The 13,825-nt window shown below is 62.7% G+C and carries 8 protein-coding genes; 1 reads left to right on the plus strand and 7 read right to left on the minus strand.

All coding sequences use genetic code 11. The features are described 5' to 3' along the window. Positions 1 to 65: 65 nt before the first annotated feature. The 5 genes from ACMO9O_RS07750 to ACMO9O_RS07770 all read right to left on the minus strand — a co-directional run bounded on the left by ACMO9O_RS07750 (position 66) and on the right by ACMO9O_RS07770 (position 9,540). Positions 66 to 1,925 carry a POTRA domain-containing protein gene (locus tag ACMO9O_RS07750; protein ID WP_418983294.1) on the minus strand — a complete coding sequence of 620 codons (1,860 nt, stop codon included), beginning with the start codon at positions 1,923 to 1,925 and terminating at the stop codon, positions 66 to 68. A 406-nt stretch (positions 1,926 to 2,331) separates the two neighbouring features. Continuing rightward, positions 2,332 to 2,712, minus strand: a complete 381-nt coding sequence (locus ACMO9O_RS07755; protein WP_009598700.1) for a TraR/DksA family transcriptional regulator — start codon at positions 2,710 to 2,712, stop codon at positions 2,332 to 2,334. 78 nt (positions 2,713 to 2,790) lie between these two features. Further along, the gene (gene ileS / locus ACMO9O_RS07760; RefSeq protein WP_418983295.1) at positions 2,791 to 6,252 is read right to left on the minus strand and encodes an isoleucine--tRNA ligase; all 3,462 of its coding nucleotides are present in this window, start codon (positions 6,250 to 6,252) and stop codon (positions 2,791 to 2,793) included. Between the two features lie 819 nt (positions 6,253 to 7,071). Then, positions 7,072 to 7,641, minus strand: a complete 570-nt coding sequence (locus ACMO9O_RS07765; protein WP_418983296.1) for a sugar O-acetyltransferase — start codon at positions 7,639 to 7,641, stop codon at positions 7,072 to 7,074. A 66-nt stretch (positions 7,642 to 7,707) separates the two neighbouring features. Continuing rightward, positions 7,708 to 9,540, minus strand: a complete 1,833-nt coding sequence (locus tag ACMO9O_RS07770) for an ABC transporter ATP-binding protein (RefSeq protein WP_418983297.1) — start codon at positions 9,538 to 9,540, stop codon at positions 7,708 to 7,710. Between the two features lie 142 nt (positions 9,541 to 9,682). Between ACMO9O_RS07770 and ACMO9O_RS07775 the strand changes: the two genes are divergently transcribed. After that, positions 9,683 to 10,198, plus strand: a complete 516-nt coding sequence (locus ACMO9O_RS07775) for a flavin reductase family protein (protein WP_418983298.1) — start codon at positions 9,683 to 9,685, stop codon at positions 10,196 to 10,198. A 36-nt stretch (positions 10,199 to 10,234) separates the two neighbouring features. Here ACMO9O_RS07775 and rnhA read toward each other — a convergent pair whose 3' ends face one another. Both rnhA and ACMO9O_RS07785 read right to left on the minus strand, forming a co-directional pair. Continuing rightward, complete coding sequence (rnhA, locus tag ACMO9O_RS07780) at positions 10,235 to 10,702, minus strand: ribonuclease HI (RefSeq protein ID WP_418983299.1); 468 nt, start codon at positions 10,700 to 10,702, stop codon at positions 10,235 to 10,237. Between the two features lie 406 nt (positions 10,703 to 11,108). Continuing rightward, positions 11,109 to 13,736, minus strand: coding sequence for a valine--tRNA ligase (locus ACMO9O_RS07785; protein WP_418983300.1), 2,628 nt, complete (start codon positions 13,734 to 13,736; stop codon positions 11,109 to 11,111). Positions 13,737 to 13,825: the final 89 nt, after the last annotated feature.

Consider the following 13,825-nt stretch of genomic DNA (forward strand, 5'->3'; position numbering starts at 1 on the left):
GGAATAAGGAGAAGATGGGGTATACTTGGGAAGAATAGGAATAGGCCCCTCCTCTCTCCGCGGAACTATTCGAACCCGACGATCTCGGGCCGCGCGGGCCGGTAGCGGTACTCCTCGAGCCGCGTGCCGTTCGACATGCGGAAATAGTCGCTTGCGACCAGTCCGTGTTTGCCGAAGGCGATGCCCAGCCGGATCTGCACCCGGCTGAATATCAGACGCTCGTTCTTGATGCGCACGCCGATTCCGAACGAGGTGAAGAAGTCGTTTTTGAACGTGTTGGGCGAGTAGCCGATCAGTCCGAAGTCGGCGAATCCGAAAAAGGCGAACCGGAATCCGAGCGGCTGGAACGGGGCGAAGATGACGGTTTCGGTGTTGAGCACCATGCGGTTGGTTCCCGTGATGTACTCGTCGAGCGCCTGCAGGCCGTTGCGGTCGGTGAAGCGGATGCTTTCGTTGTTGCCCACCTCGCGGTTCCACCCCTGCGTGTAGTTGAACGAGAGAAACTGGCGGATGCGGTTGCGGCGGAAGATGAAGAGGTTCGAAAACCAGCGCAGGTCGATGTCCACGGCGCTGCGGCTCCACATGCCGCTCGTGTGGTCGATGTAACTGCCGAGCGTGAAGCCGCCCATGATGTAGCCGATCGAACGGAAACCGCCCGTCTTGTACCCCATGCCCAGGTAGAGCGCGTCGCTGAACTCGCCCCACGAATAGCCGGTCACCAGCTCGGCCTTGTAACCCGTGGCCAGATACTCCTTGGTTCCGAAGCCGTATACCATATTGGCCGTCAGGAACTTCTCGCGGTAGAGACCCACGCCGGTCAGCAGCGCGTCGCGGTCGTGCAGCGCGGGGTTGTAACCGTACCACACCGCGGGGCGTTCGCTGAAACGGGCGTAGTTGTAGCGGGCCGTGATGAAGAAGCTCGACCGCAGCGGTCGGATGTAGCGCGAGCGGCCCGCCCAGAGGTCGAGGTTGCGGACCTTGACGATCTCGGAGGTGTCCTGCTCGACCATGTAGTGCTTCGACCGCAGATCGTTGTAGGTCACGCCCACTTCGTAGTCCGTGGGTTTGAGAAACTCTTTCTTCAGCCCCAGAGCGAGTGTCTCCTCGTAGAAGCTGCGCCCGGCCTCGATCTTCACGCCGTAGAACGAACCGAACAGGTTGGGAATCTCGTATTGAAACAGGTTTCCGCCGTAAGAGAAGTCGTGACGGCTGAAATTGGTCATGACCTTGAGCCGGTTTCCCGTGCCGAAGATGTTGTCGTCGGAGAGGCCCACCATCGTGCGCCCCTCGGAGCGAAGCCCGGCGTCGACGCTGATGGTCCAGCTGTCGCGCGTGCGCAGGACGAGGTCGACGCGCGTGGTGTCCGTCGAGTCGGGGACTACGGTCACGTCGGCGTCGGAGATGTACGAACGCGAGCGGAGCAGCTGTTCGCTGCGCACGATCTGGTCCGGGTCGAAGCGGTCACCCGTCTTGAACAGCAGGTCGCGGCGGATGACGCGTTCGTGCGTGAGCCAGTGCAGTTTGTTGCCCGCGCGCTCCAGCCAGTTGCCGCCCGGATCGAAGACCTGCTCTCGTTCGATGCGGATCTCTCCGATGGTCTTGCCCGTGTAGGGGGCCAGGAGGCGGGTTTCGTCGAGGACACGTCCGCTGGCCGTGGTGTCGAGGCGGGGCTTGACGAAGAACATCTTGTAGAGCAGGCGCGGCACGGCGCGGCGGCTGGTTTTCGACTCGATGCTGTCGTAGAGCCGCTGGTTGCGCTCCGTGACGCGCGTGTCGAGCGTATCGACGTAGTCGGGAGCGCGCAGACCCGCATCCGGGGCGTGCAGCGCCTCGTTGGGGGTGTGCATGTCGGGACCTGCGACGCGGGCGAACGCCGTCACGGCCGCGAGCAAGGTCAGGAAGAGTATGCAAACCCGGGAGTACATCGTGTCAAAGATAACGCATTTTTGCGGGAAAACGTATGGAGAGGGGGCTGTCTATGCTCCCGGGACACGAAAAAAGGTTCACCCTTGCGGGGAACCTTTCTATCGGTGAATCGCTGCCGCAGCGTTTGCAGCGTGGGGAGCATCGGATCGCGGACGGAGCATCGCCAGCCGGCCCTGCCCGGGTTCGTCTGCGGATATTTCCGGTTCCGGCCTTTCCGGATTCTGCCGGGGATACGGCATTTCGCCGCCTTTTCCGAACCGACGATCCCAAGCATTATGCTCCGCTTGTCAGACCCTTGCGACTACTCGGGGACCGTCGCCTGCCAGAGAGATTGCCTCCCCTTGGGTATTACTGTCTCTCCCGGGACTGTCGCCTGCTTCCAGGTATATCGCTCCCCCCCCCGAATTATCGCCGGCCCTCTTTGGCCTCGATGCACTCCGTGGCGTGGGGAACCTTCATCAGCCGCTCCTTGGGGATGAGCTTGCCGGTGGTCTTGCAGATGCCGTAGGTCTTGTTCTCGATGCGCACGAGCGCCATTTCGAGGTTGCGGATGAACTTCATCTGGTGGGCGGCCAGCCGTCCGCTCTCCTCCTTGGAGAGGGTAGCCGCGCCCTCTTCGAGCACCTTGAACGTGGGGGAGGTGTCCTCCGTGTCGTTGTCGGCCGTGTGGGTTATGGTGGCGCGCAGCAGCTCGTAGTCCGCGCGTGCGTTTTCCAGCTTTTTCAGGATAAGCTGCTTGAACTCCTCGAGTTCGGCATCGCTGTATCTGGTTCGTTCGTCTGCCATGGTCTTGCTCTGCTTTTGGTTTTACGTAAAATTAAAAAAAGATTCCGACAAAACCAAATTTTGCGGTAAAATCGGAACCTATATCCGCGTCACGGCGATGCGCACCGGAGCGTCGTCCACGTCGGAGTCGACGATGACAGCGCCCTGCGGCTCGGCTGCGGAGAGCACCTCGACGGCCAACGTCTGCGAGGCGATGTAGGGGGCGAACTGCGCGACGGCAGCCGTCACCGGCTCCTGCCGTTCGATCTCCACCCGAATCTTGTCGGTCACCTCGAATCCCGCCTCCTTGCGGATATTTTGGATGCGGTTTATCAACTCGCGTGCCACGCCTTCGGCCCGCAGGGCGTCCGTCAGGGTGATGTCGAGCGCCACGGTCAGTTTCCCCTCGGTGGCCACCAGCCAGCCGGGCATATCCTCCGAGGTGATCTCGAAGTCGGCCGGGGTGACGGCGATCCGCTCGCCGCCCACCTCGAGCAGCGTCTCGGGCGCTTGTTCGATGCGGGCGATCTCCTCCTGCGAGAACGAGGCCGTGAGGGCCGCGATCTGCTTCATGTACTTGCCGTATCGGGGCCCGAGCGTCTTGAAGTTGGGCTTGATGCGCTTGGTGATGACGCCCGCGGTCTGGGCGATCAGCTCTACCTGCTTGACATTCACCTCGTTCATCACCAGCCCCTTGATCGCCTCGATGTGGCGTGCCGTCGCGGGGTCGAGCACCGGAATGAGAATCTTCTGCAGCGGCTGGCGCACCTTGATCGAGACCTTGCGGCGCAGGGCGAGCACCATCGACGAGAGCTGCTGGGCCAGCGACATGGTCTGCTCCAGATCGATGTCGATGCGTTTTTCGTCCGCCGTGGGGAACGTGGACAGGTGCACCGACGTCTCGGCGTGGCGGCCGCTCATGGCGTTCAGATCGGTGAAGATGCGGTCCGCGATGAAGGGTGCGAAGGGCGCCGCGAGCATCGCCACGGTCTCCAGACAGGTGTAGAGCGTCTGATAGGCCGCCAGCTTGTCCTCGGTCATGCCGCCGCCCCAGAAGCGCTTGCGGTTCAGGCGCACGTACCAGTTGGAGAGGTTCTCGCACACGAACTCCTGGATGGCGCGGGCTGCGGGCGTGGGGTCGTAATTCTCGAGCGAGTCGATCACGGTGCGGGTCAGGGAGTTCAGCAGCGAGATGATCCAGCGGTCGATTTCGGGGCGCCGCTCGATCGGCACTTCCGCCTCGCGCCCGGTGAAGCCGTCGACATTGGCGTAGAGTGCGAAGAACGAATAGGTGTTGTAGAGCGTGCCGAAGAACTTGCGGCGCACCTCGTCGACCCCCTCGCGGTCGAACTTGAGGTTGTCCCACGGCTGCGAATTGGTAATCATGTACCAGCGCGTGGCGTCGGGTCCGTAGGTGTCCAGCACCTCGAACGGATCGACGGCATTGCCTAACCGTTTCGACATCTTGTTGCCGTTCTTGTCGAGCACCAATCCGTTGGAAATGATGTTCTTGAAAGCCACCGAGTCGAAGAGCATCGAAGCGATGGCGTGCAGCGTGAAGAACCAGCCGCGCGTCTGGTCGACGCCCTCGGCGATGAAGTCCGCGGGGTAGACCGTCCGGAAATAGTCGCCGCCGTGCTCGAACGGGTAGTGGAGCTGGGCGTAGGGCATCGCGCCCGAGTCGAACCAGACGTCGATCAGGTCGGGTTCGCGGCGCATCGTGCGGCCGTCGGACGAGACGAGCACGATCGAATCGACATAGGGTCGGTGCAGGTCGATCCGCTCGGTGGAGTAGTTCTCCTTGGACATGTCACCCACCTTGAACGCCTTGTAGGGGTTCTCCTGCATCACCCCTGCGGCGATGGCGCGGTCGATCTCGGCCATCAGCTCCTCGACGGAGCCGATGCACTTCAGCTCCGAACGGTCCTCCGTGGCCCAGATCGGCAGCGGGGTTCCCCAGAAGCGCGAACGGGAGAGGTTCCAGTCGTTCAGATTTTCGAGCCACTTGCCGAAGCGGCCCGTGCCGGTCGATTCGGGCTTCCAGCGGATGGTCTTGTTCAGCGCAATCATGCGCTCCTTGCAGGCGGTCGTGCGGATGAACCACGAGTCGAGCGGGTAGTACAACACGGGTTTGTCCGTGCGCCAGCAGTGGGGGTAGTTGTGGACGTGCTTCTCGATCCGGAACGCCTTGCCCGCCTCCTTGAGCCGGATGCTCAGGTAGACGTCGAGCGACTCGGCGGCTGCGGCGGCCTCTGCGTCGTAGCGGCCGTCGACCGTGAACTGCGGATCGTAGGCGTTCTTCACCCAGCGGCCCGCATACTCGGCGTAGGCCGGCGATACGCACGCGGCGACGAAACGTTCGTCCAGCTCCTCCACGCGGTAGAATTTACCCGTCAGATCGACCATCGGACGCATTTCGCCCCGCCGGGTGACCATCATCAGTGCCGGGACGCCCGCCGCGCGCGCCACGAAGGCGTCGTCGGCACCGAACGTCGGGGCGATATGGACGATGCCCGTACCGTCCTCGGTGGTCACGTAGTCGCCCGCAATGACGCGGAAAGCCTTGTCCGAAGCGTCGTGCCAGTTGCCCGCGGCGTCGGTTTCGATGGGTTTCACCCACGGCAACAGCTGCTCGTAACGCATGCCGACCAGCTCGGGTCCTTTCAGCACGCCCGGCAGCACCTCGTACTGCCCCTCCATCTTCTTGGTGAAGTAGGCCGGAACGAGTTCCTTGGCCAGGATGACCGTCTGGGGCCGGTCGGTATAGGGGTTGCGGCATTTGACGCGCACGTAGTCGATCTTCGGGCCCACGCAGAGCGCCGTATTCGAGGGCAGGGTCCAGGGGGTGGTGGTCCAGGCCAGGAAGCAGAGTTCGCCGTCGATGCCGTTGAACAGCGGTTCGCTGCGCGCGTCGCGCACCACGCGGAACTGCGCCGTGCAGGTGGTGTCCTTCACGTCGCGGTAACAGCCCGGCTGGTTCAACTCGTGGGTCGAGAGACCCGTACCCGCAGCGGGCGAGTAGGGCTGGATAGTGTAACCCTTGTAGAGCATTCCTTTGTCGAAAAGCTGCTTCAGGAGCCACCACAGCGACTCGATGTATTTGTTGTCGTAGGTGATGTACGGGTCGTCCATGTTGACCCAGTAGCCCATCTTGCGCGTAAGCTCTTCCCACATGCCCGTGAACTCCATCACCGCCTCGCGGCACGCGCGGTTGTACTCTTCGATCGAAATTTTTTTGCCGATGTCCTCCTTGGTGATGCCGAGCTTCTTCTCCACGCCCAGTTCGACGGGCAGTCCGTGCGTGTCCCAGCCCGCCTTGCGGTGCACGCGGAAACCCTGCTGCGTCTTGTAGCGGCAGAAGATGTCCTTGATGGTGCGGGCCATGACGTGGTGGATGCCCGGCATGCCGTTGGCCGACGGGGGACCCTCGTAGAAGACGAACGTGGGGTGGCCTTCCCGGGTGGAGATGCTCTTGTGGAAGGTGTCGTCGGCATCCCATCGCTTCAGCACCTCGGCGGCCAGTCCGGCCAGATCAAGGCCTTTGTACTCGTTGAATTTCATATCGCGCGGTTACTTGTTATCCATGAAACACGCAAAGATAGCGAAAAAGATTGAAAATAGTGCAAATTTCGGTTTTCCCCTTTCGGTGGCGGTGCCAGGAGACTGGACGAAGGGGTGCGACTGCGGTATGGCGGCTCGGATGGGTTGCTGGCTGTATGCTTGGGCCGACCGGGGACGCAGGTGATCGGCAGTGCACCAGCCTGCGGAGACCGATTCGGGACGCAGTCTGCGGAGGACTGCTCCTGCGGGCCTCCGCGCCCGGAGGCTGCGGCCCGCCGACCTAAAGGTCGAGAAGAGATCGGTATGAATTGGGTGCGCAAAATATAAAGGAGCCGCAACCGACCGGATCGTACGCCATCTCCCTCCCTGAGGGAGGGCCGGGGTGGGGTCAGATTTGCATACGCGGCCAATGGCCGCGAGGAATCAACGCTCGGAAGCGTGGTTACGGTGCTTGGAACCGAGACCATCCGAATTGCCAATCTTCCGGGCCTCCGCTGCCCGGAGGCTGCGGCCCGCCGTTTCCAGAAGTGCGCGTGCAGATGCGGCGCGCTGCGCCGCTATGGTTGATTACTGAGTGAATCGAAAAGCCTGCCGGGGACACGCTTGCGGGAAGTTTTCGGGCGCAGCCTGCGGAGGGACGCAGTACGCGGGCCTCCGCTGCCGGAGGCTGCGGCCCGCCGACCTGGCGGTCGAAAATCAGGACCCGCAGCCCGCATGGCTAAAAGCCGCAACCGTTCGGATCACTTACGCTTTTCCTTGCAACAGCCGCTTGACCCGCACGTCCCTTACACCCGGCAGACCCTTACATTCCCACCTACCTTACCCCTCCGCTTCGCCCTTGGGCGAGAGCCTGCGCAGGATGCGGGCCGGGTTGCCGGCGACGACGGTATCGGACGGCACGTCGCGCGTGACGACGGCTCCGGCCCCGACGATCGCGCGGTCGCCGATCGCAACGCCCGGGCAGACGATCGCTCCGCCGCCCAGCCAGCAGCCGTCGCCGATCCGGATCGGCCTGCCCGCTTCGCGCCCCGAGGCGCGCTCGGCCGCGTCGAGCGGATGGTGAGCGGTGAGCAGCTGCACCTTGGGACCGATCAGCGTGTTGCATCCGACGGTGATCGGGGCCAGGTCGAGGAATACGCAGTCGAAGTTGACGAACGATCCTTCGCCGATATGGATGTTGAAACCGTAGTCGCAGTAGAACGGGGCGCGGATGAATCCCCCGATGCCGGGGCACAATTCGCGCAGCGTGGCCTCGTACTCCCCGCCGCGCAGAGGCAGGGAGCTGTTGAGCCGCTGCATCAGCCGGGCGGCACGGTCGCGGGCCGCGGTGAGTTCGGCGTCTTCGGGGTCGAACCACTCGCCCCGGGCCATCTTTTCGCGTTCGGTCATGGCTTGGTGGTTTTAAGAAGTGTTGCAAGGCGGAGCGCTCCGGGCCACTCCCTGTCAGGCGAAGGGTCAGTCGAACGACTGCATTTCGATCAGTTTGGCGTAGATGCCGTTGCGGGCCATCAGCTCGGCGTGCGTACCCTGCTCGGCAACGCGGCCGTGGTCGATGACGATGATCTTGTCGGCGTTGTGGATGGTCGACAGGCGGTGGGCGATGACCACCGACGTGCGGCCCCCTTCTAACAGCCGGTTCAGGGCATCCTGCACGAGCTTCTCGCTCTCGGTGTCGAGCGCCGAGGTGGCCTCGTCGAGGATCAGGATGTCGGGGTTTTTCAGCACGGCGCGGGCGATCGAGAGACGCTGCCGCTGACCGCCGGAGAGTTTCACGCCGCGGTCGCCGATATTCGTGTTGTAGCCCTCGGTGCATTCGCGGATAAATTCGTCGGCGTTGGCGATGCGGGCCGCTTCGACCACCTCTTCGTGCGTGGCTCCCTGCTTGCCCATGGCGATATTGCCCTCGATGGTGTCGTTGAACAGCACGGTGTCCTGCGACACGACGCTCATATGGGCGCGGATGCTGTCCTGCTTGTAGTCGCGCAGCGAAATGCCGTCGATCAGAATGTCGCCCGCCGTGGTGTCGTAGAAGCGGGGCAGCAGCTCGCTCAGCGTCGACTTGCCGCCGCCCGAGGGACCCACCAGCGCCACGGTCTCGCCGCGCCGGATTTCGAACGAAATGCCGTCGATCACCTCGCGCTGGCCGTCGTAGGAGAAGTGCACGTCGCGCAGTTCGATCTTCTCTTTCAGTCCGGTAAGCTCCACGGCATCGGGCCGGTCCTGGACCTCGCTCTGGGTGTCGATAATCGAGAAGATGCGCTCCCCGGCGGCGATACCCTGGTTGATGTTGGCGAACTGGTCGATGAATGTGCGCACGGGGCGCGTAATCTGCGAGAACATGGCGATGAAGGCGATGAAGCCTCCCGGATCGAGCGAACCCTTCATCACCAGCGCGCCGCCGAAGACGAGGATCACGCCCACGGCCGTAATGCCCAGAAATTCGCTCATCGGCGAGGCCAACTGCTGCCGGCGGGCCATCGAGAGGGTCAGGCGCGCCAGGTCGGCGTTGATCTCGTAGTATTTCTTTTTGATGTACTGCGTGGCGTTGTAGCTCTTGATGACCTTGATGCCCGAGAGTGATTCGTCGAGCGTCGAGACCATCTCGCCTAACCGCTTCTGGCTGGTGCGGGCCGGGTGGCGCAGGCGCTTGACGATCGAACCGATAAGCAGCGCCACCACGGGCAGGAACAGGACGGAGAAGAGCGCCAGCTCCCACGAGATGGCCACCATCATCACCAGGTAGCCCACGATCAGGAACGGCTCGCGGAAGGCGACCTGCAGCGTGTTGGTGATGCAGAACTGCACCACGCCCACGTCGGAGGTGATCTTCGAAATGATGTCGCCCTTGCGCTGGTCGCTGAAGTAGCCCACGTGCATGTCCACCACGCGGGAGAACATTTCGTTGCGCATGCGCTGGAGCGTCCGCGTGCGCATGTTCTCCACGGTCCACGAACCCAGGTAGCGGAACAGGTTGCTCAAGAGGCTGATCGTGATGGTCACCAGCGCCAGCAGAATCAACACGTTGCGTGGGTCGTACTGGTTGAACAGGTGGGAGTAGGCGTAGTTGAACAGCACGGCCATGTACTCCTTGTTCATTTCCAGCGGGGGCAGCTTCTCGACGTACTCGAACGTGTAGTTCGCATCGAACATCGTGTTGAGGATCGGGATGATCAGCAGGAACGTGAGCGAGTTGAACAGCGCGTAGAGGAGCGAGTAGATGAAGTAGGGAACGGCGTATTTTCCGACGGGCCGGGCGAAGCCCATCAGCCGCATGTATGTCTTAAACATTCCGGAACGGGGTCAGGTTAGGGTTATGCGAATAATCGGCCCAAAGATACGCATTTAAAGCGAGAAAAGAAAATCCGCAGCGGATATTGGCCGGATCGGCGATTTTGTAGTACCTTTACGACACGAAAAAAACAGTTTCGGTATGAAAAATTTTCGGGAAACAGATCCTGCGCGCATCGATGACAACTTCATCCGCGCGATCGGACAGGAGTGGATGCTCCTAACGGCGGGCGACGCCGAACGGTGCAATACGATGACCGCCAGCTGGGGCTTCGTCGGCGAGATGTGGGGCCGTCCTGCGGCGATGGTCGTGCTGCGGCCCTCGCGTTATACGAAGGAGTTCGTCGACCGTAAAGAGCGGCTGACGCTCTCGTTCTTCGAGGAGAAATACCGCAAGGCGCTTCAATACTGCGGCACGCATTCGGGCCGCGACGGCGACAAGATCGCCGAGGCGGGGCTGACCCGCTGCCTGACCGACGGCGGCACGCCCGCTTTGGCGGAAGCGCGGCTGATTCTGGAGTGCCGTAAAATGTATGTCGATGAGCTGCGTGCGGAACGGTTCCTCGAACCGGAACTGGCCGAAAAGTGGTATCCCAAGCGGGATTTCCACACGTTTTACGTGCTGGAGATCGAGCGGGCCTACGTGCGGCAGGAGTAAGGCGCATCCCGGTCCGGCTGCGGGCAGGGGGTGTGCTTATAAATCAGCCGTTGCGGTGTAGCCCGTGTCCTCGATCAGATGGGCGCTGTCGTTGGCCGCGGCCACGGCCAGAGAGTCGCAGCGGTTGTTCTCCGCGGTCTGGGCATGCCCCTTGACCCACACGAAACGGACCCGGTGGCGGCGGTAGGCCCTTAGAAAGCGCATCCAGAGGTCGGGATTCTTCTTCCCGGCAAACCCCTTTTTCTCCCAGCCGAAGACCCAGCCTTTGGTCACCGCATCGACTACGTACCGCGAATCGGAGTAGATCACCGCCTCCGACCCCTCGAAGCGCAGCGCCTCCAGCGCCACGCAGACCGCCATCAACTCCATGCGGTTGTTGGTCGTCCGGCGGAATCCCTGCGACAGCTCCTTGCGGTGGTGTCCCGCAAGGAGCACAACGCCGTAGCCGCCGGGCCCGGGATTTCCGAGGGCCGAGCCGTCGGTGAAGATGGTGATTGTACTCAATGGAGGTTGTTGTTTCCGTGAAATTACTCAGTTATTGAGGATGCGTTTCTTACTGCTTGGTTTGCGGTTTGGGGAGCACTTGTCCGGCAATTCGTCGTTTCGTTCTGGTTCGACCTTCAGGTCGGCGGGCCGCAGCCTCGGGGTGCGGAGGCCCGCATTCTGCGCCCCTCCGCAGGCTGCGTCCTTTTTCTCAACGTAAGCCGTTTTGCGCTACATATTGTTCGGTTCGAAGAGCCGGCGGCCGCAGCCTCGGGGCGCGGAGGCCCGCTTTCCGCGTGTCCTCGCAGGCTGCGTCCCCGCCCGGGCGAACCTCCGCAGGCTGGCGCTTTGCGAGTGCAAGCGTCAGAATCAACGCACGGCGCCGAAACCTCTTGCCGCCCGCGCCACTCCTCCCGACCAGATAGCCCTACGACAGCGCCTTGAGCTGCGCCTTGAGCGCCGCGATCTTCGCTTCGGCGTCGGCCTGCTTGGCCCGTTCGTTGGCTACGACCTTCTCGGGGGCGGACGAGACGAACCGTTCGTTCGACAGCTTCTTCATCACCGAGGCGAGGAACCCTTCGCAGTAGGCCAGCTCGTCGGCGAGCTTCCGGCGCTCGGCCTCGGCGTCGATCTTCCCGGCCATCGGGACGAAATACTGCGTGGTCTTGACGAGGAACGCAGCGGCCGCCGGGTCCTTCTCCGCCACGGTCTCGATCCCGGTCAGGTTGGCCATCTTCCGCATTACGGGGGCGTACTCGGCGGGGTAGTTCTCGTCCGCTATTACGTGCAGCGTCAGCGCCTCCTTCTGCGGCAGGTTCTTCTGGTTGCGGATGTTGCGCACCGCGGAGACGACCTCCCGCGCCAGCTCGAAGCGGGCCAGCAGCTCGGTGTCCTCCGGCGCGGGTTCGGGCATCGGGGCGACGCAGATCGACTCGCCCTCGGCGCGGGGCGCGAGGTCCTGCCAGATCTCCTCCGTGAGGAACGGCATGAAAGGGTGCAGCAGGCGCATCAGGGCGTCGAAGAAGCGGCGCGTCGCGGCCATCGTGGCCGGGTCGGTGGGTGCGCCGTAAGCGGGTTTGACCATCTCGAGGTACTGGCCGCTGAACTCGTCCCAGAAGAGTTTGTAGACCTTCATGCACGCCTCCGAGATGCGGTAGGCGCGGAAATCCTCGGCGATCAGCCGCAGCGCACGGCCCAGCGCCTGTTCGAACCACGCGACCGCCAGCGCGTCGTTCCCGCTTTGTGCAGCCCCGTCGTCCACCGTCCAGCCGTTCACGAGGCGGTAGGCGTTCCATATCTTGTTGCCGAAGTTGCGGCCCTGCTCGCAGAGCGCCTCGTCGAACATCACGTCGTTGCCCGCCGACGAGGACATGAGCATCGCCATGCGCACGCCGTCGGCCCCGTAGCGGTCGATCAGGTCGAGCGGATCGGGCGAGTTGCCCAGCTGCTTGGACATCTTGCGGCCGATCTTGTCGCGCACGATACCCGTGAAATAGACGTTGGCGAAAGGCTTCTCTCCGCGGTACTCGTACCCGGCCATGATCATGCGGGCCACCCAGAAGAAGATGATGTCGGGACCCGTCACCAAATCATGGGTGGGGTAGTAGTAGCTGATCTGCTCGTTGTCGGGACGGCGGATGCCGTCGAAGACCGAGATAGGCCACAGCCACGACGAGAACCACGTGTCCAGCACGTCCTCGTCCTGCCGCAGATCCGTCAGTTGCAATGTTGCATCGCCGCTTTTCGCGCGGGCCTTCTCGAGCGCCTCTTCGGCGGTCAGAGCCACCACGAAGCCGCCCTTGGGCAGGTAGTAGGCCGGAATGCGCTGCCCCCACCATAGCTGGCGCGAGATGCACCAGTCCTTGATGTTCTCCATCCAGTGGCGGTAGGTGTTCTTGTATTTTTCGGGTACGAAACGGATTTCGTCCTCCATCACCGCGCGCAGCGCCGGGGCGGCCAGCTCCTGCATCGAGAGGAACCACTGCATCGAGAGCTTCGGTTCGATGGCGACGCCCGTGCGCTCGGAGTAGCCCACGTTGTTGGTGTAATCCTCGGTCTTTTCGAGCAGACCCGCAGCCGCCAAGTCTTTTTCGATCTGCCGGCGCACGTCGAAACGGTCCTGACCCGCGTAGAGGCCCACCTTGTCGTTGATCGTGCCGTCGTCGTTGAAGATGTCGATGGTCTCCAGCCCGTACTTCTCGCCGAGCATGTAGTCGTTCACGTCGTGCGCCGGAGTGACTTTCAATGCGCCCGTGCCGAACTCGATATCCACGTAGCCGTCGCGGATTACGGGGATCGAACGGCCCACCAGCGGCACGATGACGCGCGCGTCGGCCGGCAGCCAGCCGTAACGTTCGTCGGCGGGGTTGACGCAGAGCGCCGTATCGCCCAGAATCGTCTCGGGACGGGTCGTGGCGACGATGACCGAGCGGTCCGTGCCTTCGACCCGGTAGCGCAGGTAGTAGAGCTTGCCGTGCGACTCCCGGAAGACGACCTCCTCGTCCGAGAGGGCCGTTTTGGCCGCGGGGTCCCAGTTGACCATCCTTACGCCGCGGTAGATTTTGCCCTTTTCGTAGAGGTCGCAGAAGACCCGCAGCACGCTCTCGGTGCGCGCCTCGTCCATCGTGAAGCACGTGCGGTCCCAGTCGCACGAGGCGCCCAGCCGGCGCAGCTGTTTGAGGATCACACCGCCGTACTTCTCCTTCCACTCCCAGGCGTAGCGCAGGAACTCCTCGCGCGTGAGCGACTGTTTCTCGATCCCTTTTTCGCGGAGCATGGCCACCACCTTGGCCTCCGTGGCGATCGAGGCGTGGTCCATGCCGGGAACCCAGCAGGCGTTGCGCCCCGACATGCGGGCGCGGCGCACCAGCACGTCCTGCAGCGTGTTGTTGAGCATGTGCCCCATGTGGAGCATGCCCGTCACGTTGGGCGGCGGGATGACGATCGTGTAGGGTTCTCGCTGGTCGGGTTCGGAGTGGAAGATGGCGTGCCGCATCCAGTAGTCGTACCATTTCGGTTCGATCTGGGCGGGCGAATATTTGTCTGCGATTTGCATGGCGCGTCGGTTTTGCTTTGACGTTAGGAGCCGCAAAGTTATTAACATTCTGTCAAAGATGAAATAAAAATAGGCGAAAAATCGTTACC

The sequence above is a fragment of the Alistipes sp. genome, assembly GCF_048465635.1.
Taxonomy (GTDB): Bacteria; Bacteroidota; Bacteroidia; order Bacteroidales; family Rikenellaceae; genus Alistipes.

Bases quoted from the DNA above. Each gene is read 5' to 3' on its own strand.
- ACMO9O_RS07770 (WP_418983297.1), bottom strand. From the start codon at position 9,540: ATGTTTAAGACATACATGCGGCTGATGGGCTTCGCCCGGCCCGTCGGA.
- ACMO9O_RS07775 (WP_418983298.1), top strand. From the start codon at position 9,683: ATGAAAAATTTTCGGGAAACAGATCCTGCGCGCATCGATGACAACTTC.
- ACMO9O_RS07785 (WP_418983300.1), bottom strand. From the start codon at position 13,736: ATGCAAATCGCAGACAAATATTCGCCCGCCCAGATCGAACCGAAATGG.
- ileS (WP_418983295.1), bottom strand. From the start codon at position 6,252: ATGAAATTCAACGAGTACAAAGGCCTTGATCTGGCCGGACTGGCCGCC.
- ACMO9O_RS07765 (WP_418983296.1), bottom strand. From the start codon at position 7,641: ATGACCGAACGCGAAAAGATGGCCCGGGGCGAGTGGTTCGACCCCGAA.
- ACMO9O_RS07750 (WP_418983294.1), bottom strand. From the start codon at position 1,925: ATGTACTCCCGGGTTTGCATACTCTTCCTGACCTTGCTCGCGGCCGTG.
- ACMO9O_RS07755 (WP_009598700.1), bottom strand. From the start codon at position 2,712: ATGGCAGACGAACGAACCAGATACAGCGATGCCGAACTCGAGGAGTTC.